Genomic DNA, 17,345 nt, shown 5'->3' with positions numbered 1-17,345 from the left:
TTAGTTGGTTTAGCCGAATCCTTAACCCGTTCACTACGCTTATTAAAATACGCCCGCATCAAAATAACCGGCACTGAGGCAGAACGAAAGTACATTAAAAAATTGAAGCGGTAGAGATTGAATTAGATGAGGTTAATTGGAATAATTTTGTTGAAAAGGGAGAGACAGGATCTTTAACCGGCAAACCAACTGAAATACCACTTTCAAGTACTTCTGAAAATATACGCTCAATTATAAGAGAAAAAGAAAGTGCTCAAATTCTTTCAAAGAATGGTTATCATGTGGAAAAGAATCCCATTACATCAGGAACAAAAAACCCAGATTACAAAATTAACGGTGAAATATTTGATAACGGTTTATCCCTGTGTATACAGGGAACACATCAAATGTTTGACCGTGTGCCCATTGAATCGCAGGTTTATCCCTGTGTATACAGGGAACACTATGATGATTTCATGGCGGTTTTAAAATCAATCGGTTTATCCCTGTGTATACAGGGAACACTTTATATAAATGGAGTTTATACGTATAATTTTCGGTTTATCCCTGTGTATACAGGGAACACGTTAAAATCTGCCCCGTGCGCTTTTTCCACAGCGGTTTATCCCTGTGTATACAGGGAACACTGGCTTAAATGATCAGCGTTCAAGTGCGCATACGGTTTATCCCTGTGTATACAGGGAACACAGCCCCCCCTATGTTTGAACTGCGATTTACGCACGGTTTATCCCTGTGTATACAGGGAACACACCAGTATTGCCGTCACCACGTTTCGCTGTTGCGGTTTATCCCTGTGTATACAGGGAACACATCGCGCCCGGTATTAATCGCATCAATTGCGCCGGTTTATCCCTGTGTATACAGGGAACACTATAAATCTCAAAAACTGCAGTTGAGCCGAGGCGGTTTATCCCTGTGTATACAGGGAACACACCGCCCTCGTAGCCCAGGGCTAATTCTTGGACGGTTTATCCCTGTGTATACAGGGAACACATTAAATTCATTTTTCTTATTATTGAAGGCATCGGTTTATCCCTGTGTATACAGGGAACACTCTAATTATAACCTATTGTTTATTAATTAAAATAGGAGGGTGTAAAATTCTACCAACTTTTTTGCTGCTTTTTTAAGCGATTAAAATTCTGATGGGGTTTGACAAAATTTATAATATTATCAATTTATTAAGCAATATTAGTAAAGAAATTTGTGCAATATTTATACTTGCCATGCGCTTATGTACCGACGCTATTTTGGATCATTGCATAACAGATCGTTATGTTAATTAGCTCTATTGGACTAAGCAGATTTTACTAAAAAACTCACTCATTATTTATTCCTCTGTCCTATCCCAATGGGTTTTATGTGCAAATCCCATTAAATTATTGGTCATTTTAATTCGTTGTAATTTAAGTGACCAAATTGGCGCTTTAATCATTCTGGCAAAAGGAAATTTTCGATAATAGTGTGAGTAAGCTTGGGTGGCATCGTGACCCTCTAATCGCGATGCGATGGCTTGAAATTGAATACCTTGGATTTTTGCAACGGTCTTTGGTGCTATGCTTATTGTACCCGCCACGTGTGAATGGGTTAACATCGCATTACCATGAATTGTTTTCACGTCAGAAAGGATATAAAGACACATGGAATCTTCATTAAAAACATAAAAAGCATTACACGCCCAAAGTTGATGATCAGGCAGAATCATACTGAGTGATAACACATGGTGTTTGTTAATGAATTCAAGGATTTTTTTATTGGGCTGCATATTTAATGAAAGTTAAACTCGATTAAGATGGTGTATTGTTTAAATGCATATCTTCACCCCAACGAGGTAATGCAGAAATATCGATATCAAACAGGTCTAACGCTCTAGCTACACTATGAGTTATCATATCATCAATACTATCAATACGTTGATACAGTGCCGGCACAGGTGGAAATATCACCCCACCCATTAAAGTGACAGCCTCCATATTTTTAATATGTCCTAAATGTAAAGGTGCTTCACGTACCATTAAAACTAAACGGCGACGTTCTTTTAAAACTACATCGGCAGCCCGAGTTAGCAAATTATCCGATAAACTGTTAGCAATTGCAGACAAACTACGCATTGAGCACGGTGCAACTAACATGCCCATTGTTTTATAAGAACCACTTGCTATAGCTGCCCCGATATTATTAATAGAATAAACCTTGTCGGCAAGCGCCTCTATCTGTTTGATGCTCATATTGGGAACTTCGTAAGAACAGGTCATGTGGGCAGCTTTAGAGATTACCAAATGAGTTTCAATATCCAATGGTTTTAAAAGCGTTAACGCTTTTATGCCATAAGCAAACCCCGTTGCACCACTGATTCCTATAATGATACGCTTTGCTGTCATGTTAATTCCTATAGTATTTTGACTACAAACAACATCGGTTGACATTGATATGTTCAAAATAAGATGATTCCAATTTTTTCATTCGATAAACTGAGATGTTATGCATGAGTAAATCTTATCACTTATCATTGATAGCTCATTGAACAAAAAAGCTGTCAAGTTAAAAAGATCGATTATGATAGATTTATCACAACACATCATACCTATATCGAATTTAGCTTTCAAGTAAGGGAAAGCTTATATAAAAATTGAGAACAAAAAAGAATAAATTTATTTAATAAAATTAATCTTTTTAATAAAACGATATTACATTAAGTTTAAGGATTTGGATATCAGCGACACAAATACAACATTACAGGATGAAATGTGATGAATTAAGATAAAATGCGCTAACTACGCCTAATTTAATAGGCTTAGGCGTAGTATAGTTTCAGTTATTCCTTAGCCATTGGCTGTTCAACCACTTTGGTTTCTTGATTACCTTGAATTGCTTGGATTTGTTGAGCATATTTGGCGACAGCATCTTTACCGGATAACAGACTATAAGTTAAGGTAAATTCGGTACTTTGTCCCGGCTCTAACTGGCGTACCCGTTTTTGTTCACGTTCAATAGTCACAGGATAGGCAAAACTGGTTCCCGGTTCTAAACCAGTAACATAACCTTGCTTAAGTGTATCGGTATTTTTCCACAAAGAAAGAACAGGAAGTTCTTTGGTATTAAAAGCAATACCCGTGCCTTTATCCCCTGCTTTATTCGTTAACATAACTTGCGTTTTACCATTAGCATCGGCATACGGATAAACGTTAAATACCATTTCGTCAAAACCTTTGGTTGGCCCTAGATAAGTTTGCCATGTTTTTAACCCATCTTTAGCATAATCGTTAAATGGCGAGATTTCTCGGACTGGTGCAACAAATTGAGCACCCTCTTCCAAAATTGGCGTACCGTAATTGCTATGATAAATGATTTGGAAATCTTTCGTGTAATCACCTTTATTGGTCACAACATCATGTACCGTAAACTCTTTACTACCTGGTACGTAACTTATTGATGCCCACGTTTCAAGATTGCTCTTTTTGAATGTGTTTTCTTTTATTAAACCTTTAACCGTGATTGTGTAAGGTGCTTTATCTAAAACTTCGACGACTAATTTTGAAACCGGAGTGTTTTGAGCTCGCCCATGCAATGTATACATCATTCCGTCTGCTTGCACTGCATGACCTGTCCATTCAAAACCACAACGCACCATCATTTCGTTAAAACCATCCAACCAACCCAGCCCTGCACGGCTTTCAAGATTTATAAATTTCGGGTGAACAATTTCGTCAACTGGTGAATCCCACCCCATTCGAATACCGTCACCAACAACTGAAATAATTCCCAGTCCACGAGTCGGACTTAATTTTATGGTAAAATCATTACTGTTGATTGTTAATAACTCGCTTCCTTCTTGTTTTCCACCTTTAAGGACAGTATTTGCAATAAAAAATTTTTCGGCGTTTATCCCTAAATCTTTATTGGAGATAGACCAATTTCCTTTTGCTACATCTTTCTCGGTATCAATTAGCACAAATTCTTTAGCATTAGCCGTCATGGTTGTAAAACATGCTAATACTGCAAGTGAAATGATTTTAACTTTCATGTTAATTCCTCATAATTTATTAAAACAACTAAACTGAATCGCTTCAGTCAATATGGCATAAAACGAGATAAATCAACAAAAAGAAAATATCAAAAATGAGAGATTATTCACACTTTTTAAACAGAAAAAATATCAATAATCTTATGAGTTATAATGAAATGATTTTATTTAACCACAATTAACGATTGGGTCTAACCTGTCCTGCTTTCCAATGTTTACGGCAAACAGAATGAAACTCGCTATCACCTAAATGTATAGAGTTACCAAACTTAACAATCTTACCATCTTTACCTTCTAGCAAATTCATCGTTGCTTTTTTTCCACACCAACAAACGGTTTTAAGCTCTCTAAAATTATCTGCGATTTCAAGTAAGGTTTTTGAGCCTTCAAAAAGATGTCCCATATAATCTGTTTTTAATCCAAAAAACATCATTGGTACTCCATACTCATCACAAACATCAGATAATTTCCAGATTGTATTTCGGGATAAAAACTGACTTTCGTCGATCAGTATACAGGCATAATCATTTTGTTTAATTAATTCAATTATCTCATCAACACTATTATCATCAAGCTGTAGCGCTTTTTTGCGTAATCCTAAACGTGATACAATTTCTACAGCAGAATCACGCGTATCGACAGACGATTTAAGTAGCAATGTTTGCATATTATTACTTAAATAATTATGGTCGATTTGTAATAATTCAGTTGATTTACCCGCATTCATGACGGCATAAATATAATAAATTTTCGACAAAATAAGGCCTCAAAATAAATTAATAAAGAAACAGAATAATTTAGAAAATAAAAAAGGTAAGTTATCAAACCTACCTTTTATCATTATAATGAAATAAAAACTATTTTGCTTTGCCTTGATTTGCAACAGCTGCTTGTTTGGCGGCAATTTCATCAGCATTACCTAAATAGTAATGTTTGATCACTTTCATATTGTCATCAAATTCATATACTAAAGGCACACCCGTTGGAATGTTAAGATCGATAATATCATCATCACTGATATTATCTAAATGTTTAACTAAAGCACGTAAAGAGTTACCATGAGCAGCAATAATAACACGCTCGCCTCTTGCTACACGTGGTGCAATCGTTGATTCCCAGTAAGGCAGAACACGTTTGATTGTTAATGCTAAGCTTTCTGTTAATGGTAATTCTGATTCAGGCAATTTGCTGTAACGTGAATCATGTCCCGGAAAACGCTCATCTGATTTTTCTAATGCAGGTGGGGTAATAGCAAAACCACGACGCCACAATTTTACTTGCTCATCACCATATTTTGCAGCAGTTTCCGCTTTATTTAAACCTTGAAGTGCACCATAGTGACGCTCATTTAATTTCCAACTTTTTTCAACAGGCAACCATGCTTGATCCACTTCATCTAAAACATGCCATAATGTATGAATAGCACGTTTTAACACTGAGGTATACGCATAATCAAATTCGAAACCTTCTTTTTTAAGTAATTGACCTGCTTCTGCTGCTTCTTTATTACCTTTATCAGATAAATCAACATCAGTCCAACCACAAAAACGGTTTTCTTGATTCCAAACACTTTCTCCATGTCGAATAAGAACTAATTTTTTTACTGCCATGAATATAACTCCTTTGTTACGTAAAATAAATTTGATGTATCTTGTTATCAACAGGAATACATGATTTTAATCATGTATTCCTGTTGTATTTCAATAAACGTTTTTAAACTATACACATTATTTTGGTAAATATTTTGCAGGATCAACGGATTGCGCTTTATAACGAATCTCAAAATGTAGTCTAACTGATGAAGTTCCTGTTGCGCCCATTGTTGCAATTTGCTCACCGGCTCGAACTGTTTGTTGTTCCTTAACTAAGATTGACTGATTATGCGCATAAGCTGTCAAATAATCATCATTATGTTTAACAATAATTAAATTACCGTATCCCGGTAACGCATTACCAGAATAAACCACTCGACCATCAGCCGCAGCGACAACTTTATCACCTAACGATCCTGAAATATCAATCCCTTTACTTGCGTTAGAAAACTTTTCAATAATCTTACCATTAGCTGGCCATTGCCATGAAATATTAGCAACCGTGGCTGTTGCGCCTCCTAAATTGGAACGACTTTGATCCGATGAATTAGAACTACTTGGAACAGATGTAATAGTATTACTTTGAACAGATTGAATGGTGCTGCCTTGATCAGATGAACGGCTTGATGAAGTACCATTTGAATTATCTTTGATCGTCACAACTTTTTGGGTAACGTTATTTTTAGTTTCAACAACCGTTGTTCCAAAACTGACATCCAAAACTTGACCTACATTAACGGCGAAAGGTTCTTTAATATTATTTTTTGCGGCTAATGATCGATAATCATTACCCGTTACCCAAGCAATATAAAATAAGGTATCTCCACGTTTAACAGTATAAGTATCCCCCTTATAGCCACCTTTAGGAATATCATCATAATTACGATTATACACAATACGTTCATTCGTTGTTGCAACGCTTTGACCAGACGAGCTGGAAGATTGCACAGTTGAACTAGAGCTTGATGACGATTTAGGATAAGTAGAGTTCGATATTCGGTTACCCGTCGAAATATTTGTCGGTGGTCTGCTATAAACAGACGGATTTGAGCTCCCGGAAGAATCTGAAATATCTACAATTGTAGCAGGGTTTGTTTGAGTACACGCAGCAATCAGCAAACTTAAACTACTTAATGTGAGAATTTTTTTCACTTTAATACCTTTCATTCGTTAATCTTATTTTGGTAGAAATTGCCCATGATTATACATTTTAACGTTTTTACCGTAAAAAGCTATTATCTTTAAAATATTCATGCTAATTTGATCATGGTCGAAGAATGATGAGGAGTACTTAATTAAAGACAAACTCACGCCATAAATCCAATAAGCTGTATAAAAATGAATGCCCTTTCTGACAAGAAATTTAACACCACTATACCATTAGTGAATCAACAAGCAAACTTGCTTATCAACTAAGATTAAATATTCAAAATGCAATTTTACAATGGGTATAAAATGATAAAAACTGAAATTGTTTTGAACGCAATGAGTATATACAATAAAATAGGTTTTCGTATAGTATATTTGTGGTATTTTTTTCAAAATTAAAATGTGACCAAATCTAATGACTTTATATATTGTAGCCACCCCAATTGGAAACTTAAATGATATCACGCTTCGCGCAATTGAGATCCTTAAAAAGGTTGATATAGTTGCTGCCGAAGACACTCGCCACAGTGGATTACTGTTGCAACATTTGGGAATCAAAGCCAAACTTTTTGCACTGCACGATCATAACGAGCAAGAAAAATCTCAGCTATTAATCGAAAAGCTCAAGTCTGGCGTATCGATAGCATTAATATCTGATGCTGGAACCCCCTTAATAAATGATCCAGGCTATCATTTAGTGAAAGCTTGCCGTGAAAATGAGATTAACGTTGTTCCTATTCCTGGCGCTTGCGCAGCGATTGCAGCCTTATCGGTTGCAGGACTACCGTCAGATAAATTCAGCTATGAAGGTTTTTTACCCGCTAAAAGTAAAGCTCGTCAGGACTATTTAATGACACTGGTGAATGAAACACGAACGATGATATTTTATGAATCAACACATCGTTTACTTGATACCTTGCATGATATGCAAACTGTATTTGGCGCAGACAAACAAATCGTATTAGCCAAAGAGCTAACAAAAACATGGGAAACGATTGTCAGCTATCCGGTGACTCAATTAATTAATTGGCTAAATGAAGATATTGCCCGTCAAAAAGGGGAGTTTGTTTTAATTGTTGAAGGTCATACTAAAACTGACACGGATATCGATCCCAATGTCATTCACACATTAAAATTATTAACCAAAGAGCTTCCATTAAAAAAAGCGGCTGCAATCACCGCCGAAATATACGGACTTAAAAAGAACCAACTTTATCAAATTGGGTTGAGTTTGGAATAATGAAAGCATCAACCAACTAACATTTAATAGCTATTGAGCTAAAACAAACTTACAAGCTACACCGTAAGATAAGCGTTAACCTCGAATAAGATTAGACAGTAAAACATCGATAAGAACATTGGCACAAATAGTGCGATTTAGTATATAATTAGCCACTATTTTTAAGTAATTTAATGATAAAAGGTAACAAACAGTATGGGATTCAAATGTGGGATCGTCGGACTACCAAATGTTGGTAAGTCAACACTTTTTAACGCACTAACTAAAGCAGGCATTGAGGCGGCTAACTTTCCGTTTTGTACAATCGAGCCAAACACTGGTGTAGTGCCTATGCCCGATCCTCGTCTCGATCAGCTTGCTGAAATTGTCAAACCACAACGCACTTTACCAACCACAATGGAATTTGTGGATATTGCTGGATTAGTGAAAGGTGCATCAAAAGGTGAAGGGCTTGGAAACCAGTTTTTAGCCAATATCCGTGAAACCGAAGCAATTGGTCATGTCGTACGATGCTTTGAAAATGAAAACATCATTCACGTAGCAGGTAAAATTGACCCTGCCGAAGATATTGAAATTATTAACACCGAGCTAGCGTTAGCAGACCTTGAAGCTTGTGAACGTGCTATGACTCGACTACAAAAACGAGCAAAAGGTGGTGACAAGGATGCCAAGTTTGAACTTGAAATTTTAGAAAAATGTCTACCCCACTTAGAACAAGGTAAAAAATTATTACTATTGGATTTAAGCAAAGAAGAACTAAACGCAATAAAGTATCTTAGCTTCTTAACCTTAAAACCAACCATGTATATTGCTAATGTCAACGAAGACGGTTTTGAAAATAACCCTTATTTAGATAAAGTTAAAGCCATTGCAGAAGCAGAAAAAGCGGTTGTTGTTCCTGTCTGTGCTGCCATTGAAGCGGAACTTTCAGAACTTGATGATGCCGACCGAGATGAATTTATGCAAGACTTAGGATTAACTGAACCGGGGTTAAATCGTGTCATACGTGCAGGTTATAAATTACTTAATTTACAAACCTATTTTACCGCAGGCGTGAAAGAAGTACGAGCATGGACAATATCCGTTGGTGATACCGCACCGCAAGCGGCTGGAAAAATCCACACTGATTTTGAAAAAGGCTTTATCCGAGCGCAAACTATCGCATTTGATGACTTTATCAAATACGGGGGTGAACAAGGGGCAAAAGAAGCAGGTAAAATGCGTTCTGAAGGTAAAGACTACATCGTCCAAGACGGCGACATTATGAACTTTTTATTTAATGTCTAATATTAACACGTATGATGAAATACATTAACGTCACCACAAGGTGGCGTTAACGTTTAACGATAAAAAACACGATAACCAAAGCCTAAATCATTAAACAATAATCAAAACACATCGAGTCGATCCATTGAAACGCAAATAACCATGTTAATAAACATTAACACTATCGATAAAATGTATGCATCAACTAGGTAAGGAAAAACTATGTTACTGACTTTCGACCAAGCAAAACAAAAAATATTGCAAGCTTCCACCGCCGTAAAATCACTTGAACACGAAACAGTATCATTAAATGATGCACTCGACCGAATTACCGCTGTACCCATTATATCCCTCATTAACGTCCCTCGTTTTGATAATTCGGCAATGGATGGTTATGCTGTCAGATTTGCTGATATTGAAACATCGAGAACCTTACCGGTTTCTAAGACTGTTTATGCAGGTGATGATATCGGTGATCTTAACTGGGCAATTGGCAGTTGTTTACGAATTATGACAGGTGCGCCTGTTCCTAATGATGCTGATGCGGTTGTTATGCAAGAACATACACAAGTAAAAGGTCAACACATTACTTTTCTTAAAGATATTAAAGCGGGGGATAATATTCGCCGAATCGGTGAAGATATCAAAAAAGATGCAGTCACAGTTGCCAAAGGTCAACGCTTATCAATTCCTACTTTATCGACATTAGCAACGCTTGGCATTCAGCAAGTTTGCGTGTATAAAACATTAAACGTTGCTATCTTTTCAACCGGCAACGAACTAACGCCAATTGGTCAACCGTTAACCGACAATGGTGCTATTTATGACAGTAATGGTTTCACATTAAAACAGCTATTAACAAAACTGAATTGCCAAGTGATCGACCTAGGTATTATTCCTGATGATCCTAACCAAATTAAACAAGCTTTAATGACAGCCTCAACCCAAGCTGATTTAATCATTACCAGTGGTGGGGTATCGGTAGGCGATGCTGACTACACCAAAACGGCTTTAGAAGAGTTAGGACAAATTAATTTTTGGAAGATAGCGATGAAACCCGGTAAACCATTTGCCTTTGGACAAATTGGCAAAGCGCTATTTTGTGGTTTACCCGGTAACCCTGTTTCAACAGTAGTGACATTTTATCAACTCGTTCAACCTTTAATTTCAGCGCTTGCAGGACAACAAACGCTATCAGCGGATTTAACTTTTCAAGTTAAAACAGCAACCGATCTTAAAAAAAGTGTTGGGCGCATAGATTTTCAACGTGGTAGAGTGGAACCAAATGACCAAGGCGAGTTAGAAGTTAAATCAACGGGTCAACAAGGTTCACATATTACCCAATCGCTCAATAAAGCTAACTGTTTTATAATATTAGAACAAGAACGCGGAAACGTCAGTAAAGGAGAATATGTCACCGTTACGCTGTTTAATGACTTATTAAAATAGTGCCACTAAAATGGCTCCAGCGGCAATCATCACAACCCCTACGCCTGATAAAAATGAAATTTTTTCACCAAATAAAACCGCGGCAAATACCACTGCAAACACCACGCTTAGCTTATCAATAGGGGCAACTTGCGACACTTTACCGTCTTTGATTGCCATAAAATAAAACAGCCATGACAACGCACCGGCAATACCACTTAATGCAATAATCAGTAATGCTTTTTTATCATTAAAAAACGTATTAATTAAGTTTAATTTACCCTGAACTGCCACCACGCCAACCAAAAATATCGCCATAACAATAGCTCGAATTGCGGTTGCCGTATTTGCATCAAGATGCTGTAAACCAATTTTGCCCAAAATTGCCACGAAAGCCGCAGAAATGGCAGACAACAAGGCATAAATAAGCCAAGCACTCATTTTTAATTCCTGTCTATTTGAATCATATATTGCTGGTTATTTGAATTTTTTTGGCATTGTTGTGAATTACTCATCACACCATCACAACCTTCTAACACACCGTGCGCTTTTGACCAACGATATTGTTTACCGTGATCATTCTTACCACCACAAGCAATTAAGCTTAAACTCAGTATCACACAAGACAATGTAATCAGTACTGTTTTCATGGTTTTCTCCGATGTTAATGTAGAAATGATTACTTAAGCTATATAGATTAATAACTGTTATTCTATTTTAGAATCTGTTTGATGAATAGATAGACTACCACCTATTTTTAACAAATGAAAGGCTCGAGCTTCACGGTATTGAGATAATAAAGTTGGCGGTTCATCTAAAGGTTCATCGGCTAACTCAAACGCTCCCCAATGTATTGCCATTGCAGCATGGCAATGTAACTCATCATAAAGTTGTACTGCTTGCTCAGGATCGATATGTTGTGACTGCATAAACCAACGAGGCGCATAAGCACCAATTGGAATAAGTGCCAAATCAATATGTGTAAAATATTCACCAATATGCTTTAAAACTGATGAATAAGCGGTATCGCCCATAAAATAGAGTGTTTTTGTTTGATTAGCATTAGCCACATTTGATTGAATCACCCAACCACACCACAATACCTTATTCACATCAAATAAACCACGTTTACTCCAATGTTTGGCAGGTGTTGCAGTAAAAGTAAGATTATCTATATCCGCCGATCCCCACCAATCCAGCTCAATAACCGTCTTAGCCCCCCACTTATGAAGTTTATTTTTTAAACCTAATGGCACTAAAATAACAACATTTGCAAAACGACTTACTAAATGTCGAATGCTATGATAATCAAGATGATCATAATGATTATGTGAAATCACAATAAAATCAATGTTAGGAAGTTCTTCAATACTCAGTGCGGGTGGTGTACGGCGTTTAGGGCCTAAAAACTGAAAAGGTGAAGCACGATCAGAAAAAACAGGATCGGTTAAAATCATTTTACCGTTAAGACGAATCAACGTGGTTGAATGCCCTATCCACCAAATTCTATCATCATCTAACGTCATATCAATCGATTGACACCATTGATGATTAAAACCAAGATAACCTGCTTGTGGGGGCAAAACATTCCGATTAAAATACCAACGACAAGTATCACTTAAAGTAAGCTTAAACGGCTCCTGATTTTTAAATTTTTTACCGTTATGGTGGGATTGATCAACGATATTTTTCTGTTCATAACTCATTAAAACGACCCTTATTAATTTGCGTATCGCTCAATTAACACAGCGACATTACTAGCATTAGCAATAGCATCGGGTTTAGAGACTTTAATTTTAATATGACCAACTGAAAATTTTTGCATAACATGCTCAGCAACCTGTTCAGCAACGGTTTCAATTAATTCAAATTGCTGACTTTCAACAAACAAAGTAACAGACTGACTAACCAAAAAATAGTCTAAACAGAGCGAAACATCGTCATTTTTGCCTGCCGGTTGATTATTCCAAGCCATCTCTAAATCCAAGATAAGCTTTTGCTTAATGTCTTTTTCCCAACTATAGACCCCAATGGTTGTAAAAATAGTTAAACCTTCAATCAAAACACGATCATGATTATTTATGCGCATATTTCACCCTAAAAACAGATTAAGTTTATCTACTTTAAACAGAAGATTACCGAATCTCAACAAATTACGCTATAATTTATTTTAAATTGTAATGAAATTAACCATAGCACTTATGACCCGTATATATCAACCTGTTTCGATTATTGAAAATAGCATCATGACATTAGATGATAATGCATTTAATCACCTTATTCGGGTTTTACGAATGAAAACAGGTGAAAATATTATCCTTTTTGATGGTACTAATCACATCACACCAGCAACAATACATGAAATCAATAAAAAATCGGTAACCGTCAAAACGGCGACCACCCTATTAGACAACCGTGAATCCCCTTTAAAAATTCATCTTGGACAAGTCATATCACGCGGTGAAAAAATGGAGTTTACCATACAAAAATCTGTCGAATTAGGGGTAACCAGTATTACGCCCCTACTTTCTGAACGTTGTGGAGTAAAACTCGATGCAGAACGATTAGACAAAAAAGTGAATCAGTGGCAAAAAATTGTGATTTCAGCTTGTGAACAATGTGGTCGTAATATCATTCCGGTGATTCATCCCGTCATGAAACTTGAAAATTGGTGTGCCAACTTAAACAGCGGTTTACGATTAAACTTACACCCTAAAGCAACACATGGAGTAAAACACCTTCCTACCGGACAAACGGATATCAGTTTACTAATCGGGCCTGAAGGGGGATTATCTGATGACGAAATCAACATGACACATCAGTATCAATTTACCGATATTTTACTAGGACCACGAATACTACGTACCGAAACAGCAGCGCTTACAGCCTTAACAGCACTACAAGTTCAATTTGGTGATTTAGGATAATTAACTGTAAAAAATCATAATTCATCATGTTTACATTGCATCTTAATCTGTTACGAGTATGATAGTTGCCAAAGCTTTTGCATAGTGATAAAAACACTATCTGTCACAATTCATATTTTATTGAACAATACAAAAGGAGTTACCATGATTAAGCTTGGTATTGTTATGGATCCAATCAGTCATATCAAGATAAAAAAAGACACCAGTTTTGCAATGTTGCTTGAAGCACAAAAACGGGGTTATCAACTTTTTTACATGGAAATGAACGATCTGTTTTTACGTAATGGTCAACCTTATGCAACAACACGAAAGTTAACCGTTCATCACGATCTCAATCACTGGTTTGATATGGATGAAGAACAAACACTACCATTAAGTGATCTTGATGTCATACTAATGCGTAAAGATCCCCCTTTTGATACTGAATTTATCTATTCAACTTATATTTTAGAACGAGCAGAAGCAAATGGTGTACTTGTGGTAAATAAACCACAAAGCTTACGTGACTGTAACGAAAAACTATTTACAGCATGGTTTGCCCAATTTACGCCAGAAACCCTCGTGACTCGTCAAACTCAATTAATACGAGCATTTCATCAAGAACAACAAGATATCATCTTAAAACCACTTGACGGCATGGGCGGATCGTCAATTTTTAGAATAAAACAAGATGATCCCAATATATCCGTTATTATCGAAACCCTAACCGAAATGAACACCCGATATTGCATGGCTCAAGCATTTATTCCTGCAATTAAAGACGGCGACAAACGTGTTTTGGTCGTTGACGGTCAACCGGTGCCTTACTGTCTTGCTAGAATCCCTCAAAAAGGGGAAACCCGTGGAAATCTAGCAGCTGGGGGATATGGCGAAGTAAGACCACTCAGTGACAGTGATTGGCAAATAGCTAAAAGCGTAGCACCAACCTTAAAAGAAAAAGGACTATTGTTTGTTGGCTTAGATATTATTGGTGATAAATTAACTGAAATAAACGTCACCAGCCCGACTTGTGTACGTGAAATTGAAGCGGCAAACCCAGACATATCTATTACAGGCATGTTAATGGATGCCATTGAAAAACGATTAAATAAAAAGAGCTAAACATGATTAGAGAATATAAAAAAACGGATCTCGATAAAATTATGCAACTATGGCTTGAAGGAAATATACAAGCCCATAATTTTATTGATCCTGAATTTTTCAAACAAAATTATGAATTTGTTAAAATGCTCATTCCAATGTCAACCATTTACGTGCAAGATCTTAATGGCGTAAAAGGATTTATTGGCTTAACCGAAAACTATATTTCTGGTTTATTTGTTGACGAAGAATTCCGCCGACAAGGGACAGGAAAAGCACTGGTTAATAAAGCGAAACAGCGTTACAACGAATTACTTGTTCATGTCTACAAACAAAATAGTACAGCTATTAATTTTTATCTTTCACAAAATTTTGAAATTGTTTCCGAATCCATCAATGAAGAAACCAATGAACCCGAATTATTGATGCGTTGCTTAGTTGAACACAACGTAAAAATCGGCAAGTGTGCAATTTAAATAAAACTAAAATGTGAGCATATGAATCTAAAAAATTATTTTATCATTGCAATGCCAAACGTATCCGAAACCTTGTTTAGCCGATCGGTGGTATATATTTGTGAACATAATCGAGATGGAGCAATGGGTATCATCATTAACAAACCTCTTGTTGAACTCAATGTTGCCACCGTATTGACTCGTCTTGAAATTATGGCACCAAAAAACTGTGCTGAACTAGAATACCCTGTATTTTGTGGTGGCCCTTTAGCGGATGAACAAGGATTTATTTTACATACTCCACAATCGGGCTTTTCATCGAGCATTCAAATATCTGATGACGTGATGATAACCACATCACTTGATGCATTAAAATCGATTGGGACACCTGAACAACCGAAAGATCTTTTTCTTGCATTAGGTTATTCAAGTTGGCAATCACTGCAACTTGAATCAGAAGTTGCCCGCAACGATTGGTTAGTGGCAGAAGCCGATCCCAATATTATTTTTAATGTTGCTATTGAAGAACGCTGGCAAAAAGCCGCCGAATCGCTAGGGATTAATATCAATCGCATATCGCATCAAATGGGAAATGCATAAACAATGGCAACCATTATTGCATTTGATTTTGGAACCTCAAGTATTGGTGCGGCGATTGGACAAGACATCACCAAAACAGCCAATCCACTTTGTTCGTTCAAAGCACGAGACGGCATTCCTAATTGGCAAACTATTGAAAAGGTACTTAAAGAGTGGAAACCTGATTACTTAGTGGTTGGGTTACCCCTCAACATGGACGGTAGCGAACAACCACTGACAGCCAGAGCACGAAAATTTGCTAACCGTTTACATGGCATGTTTGGTTATCAAGTTCATTTACAGGATGAACGATTATCGACGGTCGAAGCTAAATCGCACATTTTTGCGTCACGTGGTTACCGTGCACTTGAAAAAGGTCATATTGATGCTACTTCGGCAATTATTATTTTAGAAAGTTGGTTTGAAAACCATTAACTATTTTAACCTTTTATTTATTTTACAAATAATTCATCGCTAATCATTTACATACTTGCTAAAATAATCAGCAGTTTTTTTATTTAAGGACTGCTTCTCGTGTCAAATAAAACGCCTCTTAGCTATAAAGATGCCGGTGTCGATATCGACGCCGGTAATGCACTGGTTAATCGTATTAAATCAGTTGTCAAAAAAACTAAACGTCCTGAAGTCATGGGCGGATTAGGTGGATTTGGCGCACTATGCGCAATCCCACAAAAATATCACGAACCGATTCTAGTGTCGGGTACAGATGGTGTCGGGACTAAATTACGGTTAGCAATGGACTTACAACGCCATGACTCTATCGGCATTGATTTAGTCGCCATGTGTGTAAATGATCTTATTGTTCAAGGTGCTGAACCCCTATTCTTTCTTGATTATTATGCAACAGGAAAACTCAATGTTGACATTGCAGCAACGGTAGTGACAGGAATAGCACAAGGTTGTAAACAAGCTGGTTGTGCACTAGTCGGTGGCGAAACGGCCGAAATGCCAGGCATGTATCAGGATAATGATTACGATCTAGCTGGATTCTGTGTGGGTGTCGTTGAAAAATCAAAAATGATTGACGGCAGTCAAGTACAAGACGGTGATGCCATCATTGCGTTAGCATCCAGTGGGGCGCACTCTAATGGCTACTCATTAATTCGAAAAATTATTGAAGTCAGTGGGGTAAATCCGGCAACTGAACAATTAAATGGTATGCCTCTTGCTGATCACCTGCTTGCACCGACCAAAATCTACGTCAAATCGATTCTTGATTTAATTGAACATGTCAATGTACATGCCATAGCGCACATTACAGGCGGTGGATTCTGGGAAAACATTCCACGAGTGCTACCCGACAATATGCAAGCAATCATTAACGAAAGCAGTTGGCAATGGCCACAACTATTTAATTGGCTACAACAAGCAGGTCATGTCAGTCGGCACGAAATGTACCGGACTTTTAACTGCGGTGTAGGTTTAATTATTGTCTTACCCCAACATTGCGTTAATGACGCCTTAACGTTACTCAATAATCATGGTGAAAAAGCGTGGTTAATGGGTGAAATAAAACAGTCAACATCGGATGAACAAGTCATTATTCTGTAAAATAGACATCTGTTACTATATAATTTAGATAAA

Annotated in this window: 19 protein-coding genes and 1 CRISPR repeat array; of the genes, 9 read left to right on the top strand and 10 right to left on the bottom strand. The window is 36.9% G+C overall.

Annotated elements, in window-relative coordinates:
• Positions 1-352: 352 nt before the first annotated feature.
• Positions 353-1,054: a CRISPR direct-repeat array (repeat unit 29 nt; unit sequence CGGTTTATCCCTGTGTATACAGGGAACAC).
• 276 nt (positions 1,055-1,330) lie between these two features.
• The 6 genes from ACGH4F_RS04975 to nlpD all read right to left on the bottom strand — a co-directional run bounded on the left by ACGH4F_RS04975 (position 1,331) and on the right by nlpD (position 6,783).
• Positions 1,331-1,720, bottom strand: coding sequence for a hypothetical protein (locus tag ACGH4F_RS04975; protein WP_267380644.1), 390 nt, complete (start codon positions 1,718-1,720; stop codon positions 1,331-1,333).
• Positions 1,721-1,787: 67 nt separating this feature from the next.
• Entirely contained in the window at positions 1,788-2,381 is a 594-nt protein-coding gene (locus ACGH4F_RS04970) for a UbiX family flavin prenyltransferase (protein WP_267380646.1), read from the bottom strand.
• 434 nt (positions 2,382-2,815) lie between these two features.
• Positions 2,816-4,024, bottom strand: coding sequence for an aldose 1-epimerase family protein (locus ACGH4F_RS04965; protein ID WP_267352583.1), 1,209 nt, complete (start codon positions 4,022-4,024; stop codon positions 2,816-2,818).
• Between the two features lie 178 nt (positions 4,025-4,202).
• Entirely contained in the window at positions 4,203-4,781 is a 579-nt protein-coding gene (locus ACGH4F_RS04960) for a thymidine kinase (protein ID WP_065559418.1), read from the bottom strand.
• A 100-nt stretch (positions 4,782-4,881) separates the two neighbouring features.
• Complete coding sequence (gpmA, locus tag ACGH4F_RS04955; protein WP_065559417.1) at positions 4,882-5,634, bottom strand: 2,3-diphosphoglycerate-dependent phosphoglycerate mutase; 753 nt, start codon at positions 5,632-5,634, stop codon at positions 4,882-4,884.
• A 117-nt stretch (positions 5,635-5,751) separates the two neighbouring features.
• On the bottom strand, positions 5,752-6,783 hold the full coding sequence (nlpD, locus tag ACGH4F_RS04950) for a murein hydrolase activator NlpD (protein ID WP_411590246.1): 1,032 nt from the start codon (positions 6,781-6,783) through the stop codon (positions 5,752-5,754).
• Positions 6,784-7,180: 397 nt separating this feature from the next.
• Here nlpD and rsmI point away from each other — a divergent pair, with 397 nt between their 5' ends.
• The 3 genes from rsmI to moeA all read left to right on the top strand — a co-directional run bounded on the left by rsmI (position 7,181) and on the right by moeA (position 10,720).
• On the top strand, positions 7,181-8,005 hold the full coding sequence (gene rsmI, locus ACGH4F_RS04945; RefSeq protein WP_411590245.1) for a 16S rRNA (cytidine(1402)-2'-O)-methyltransferase: 825 nt from the start codon (positions 7,181-7,183) through the stop codon (positions 8,003-8,005).
• 195 nt (positions 8,006-8,200) lie between these two features.
• Positions 8,201-9,292 (top strand): redox-regulated ATPase YchF, encoded by a 1,092-nt coding sequence (gene ychF / locus ACGH4F_RS04940; RefSeq protein WP_065559414.1) that lies wholly within the window; start codon positions 8,201-8,203, stop codon positions 9,290-9,292.
• Between the two features lie 201 nt (positions 9,293-9,493).
• Positions 9,494-10,720 (top strand): molybdopterin molybdotransferase MoeA, encoded by a 1,227-nt coding sequence (moeA, locus tag ACGH4F_RS04935; protein WP_411590243.1) that lies wholly within the window; start codon positions 9,494-9,496, stop codon positions 10,718-10,720.
• On the opposite strand, the gene ACGH4F_RS04930 is transcribed toward moeA, so the two are convergent.
• The 4 genes from ACGH4F_RS04930 to folB are packed head-to-tail and all read right to left on the bottom strand — an operon-like array spanning position 10,712 to position 12,788.
• A complete protein-coding gene (locus ACGH4F_RS04930) occupies positions 10,712-11,140 on the bottom strand; it encodes an EamA family transporter (protein WP_267352579.1) in 429 nt (142 codons plus the stop codon). The two genes, moeA and ACGH4F_RS04930, sit on opposite strands and share 9 nt — an antisense overlap.
• A gap of 2 nt (positions 11,141-11,142) precedes the next feature.
• Positions 11,143-11,349, bottom strand: coding sequence for a hypothetical protein (locus ACGH4F_RS04925; protein WP_267352578.1), 207 nt, complete (start codon positions 11,347-11,349; stop codon positions 11,143-11,145).
• 57 nt (positions 11,350-11,406) lie between these two features.
• Positions 11,407-12,405, bottom strand: a complete 999-nt coding sequence (locus tag ACGH4F_RS04920) for an MBL fold metallo-hydrolase (RefSeq protein WP_267352577.1) — start codon at positions 12,403-12,405, stop codon at positions 11,407-11,409.
• A gap of 14 nt (positions 12,406-12,419) precedes the next feature.
• The gene (gene folB / locus ACGH4F_RS04915; protein ID WP_411590241.1) at positions 12,420-12,788 is read right to left on the bottom strand and encodes a dihydroneopterin aldolase; all 369 of its coding nucleotides are present in this window, start codon (positions 12,786-12,788) and stop codon (positions 12,420-12,422) included.
• A 112-nt stretch (positions 12,789-12,900) separates the two neighbouring features.
• On the opposite strand from folB, the gene rsmE reads away from it, so the two are divergent.
• The 6 genes from rsmE (at position 12,901) to purM (ending at position 17,312) form a co-directional block, all read left to right on the top strand.
• A complete protein-coding gene (gene rsmE, locus ACGH4F_RS04910; RefSeq protein WP_267380656.1) occupies positions 12,901-13,626 on the top strand; it encodes a 16S rRNA (uracil(1498)-N(3))-methyltransferase in 726 nt (241 codons plus the stop codon).
• A 144-nt stretch (positions 13,627-13,770) separates the two neighbouring features.
• On the top strand, positions 13,771-14,727 hold the full coding sequence (gene gshB / locus ACGH4F_RS04905; protein WP_267360477.1) for a glutathione synthase: 957 nt from the start codon (positions 13,771-13,773) through the stop codon (positions 14,725-14,727).
• 2 nt (positions 14,728-14,729) lie between these two features.
• Positions 14,730-15,182, top strand: a complete 453-nt coding sequence (locus tag ACGH4F_RS04900) for a GNAT family N-acetyltransferase (protein ID WP_267352573.1) — start codon at positions 14,730-14,732, stop codon at positions 15,180-15,182.
• Positions 15,183-15,203: 21 nt separating this feature from the next.
• Positions 15,204-15,761 carry a YqgE/AlgH family protein gene (locus ACGH4F_RS04895; protein ID WP_267380659.1) on the top strand — a complete coding sequence of 186 codons (558 nt, stop codon included), beginning with the start codon at positions 15,204-15,206 and terminating at the stop codon, positions 15,759-15,761.
• Between the two features lie 3 nt (positions 15,762-15,764).
• On the top strand, positions 15,765-16,175 hold the full coding sequence (gene ruvX, locus ACGH4F_RS04890) for a Holliday junction resolvase RuvX (protein WP_267352571.1): 411 nt from the start codon (positions 15,765-15,767) through the stop codon (positions 16,173-16,175).
• Between the two features lie 99 nt (positions 16,176-16,274).
• The gene (purM, locus tag ACGH4F_RS04885; protein WP_411590237.1) at positions 16,275-17,312 is read left to right on the top strand and encodes a phosphoribosylformylglycinamidine cyclo-ligase; all 1,038 of its coding nucleotides are present in this window, start codon (positions 16,275-16,277) and stop codon (positions 17,310-17,312) included.
• The last annotated feature ends 33 nt before the right edge of the window (positions 17,313-17,345 follow it).

The organism is Gilliamella sp. CG35 (assembly GCF_046635745.1).
Lineage (GTDB): Bacteria > Pseudomonadota > Gammaproteobacteria > Enterobacterales > Orbaceae > Gilliamella > Gilliamella apicola_I.
The sequence above is the reverse complement of the archived record's forward strand: the minus strand, read 5'-3'. Positions and strand labels throughout refer to the sequence as shown.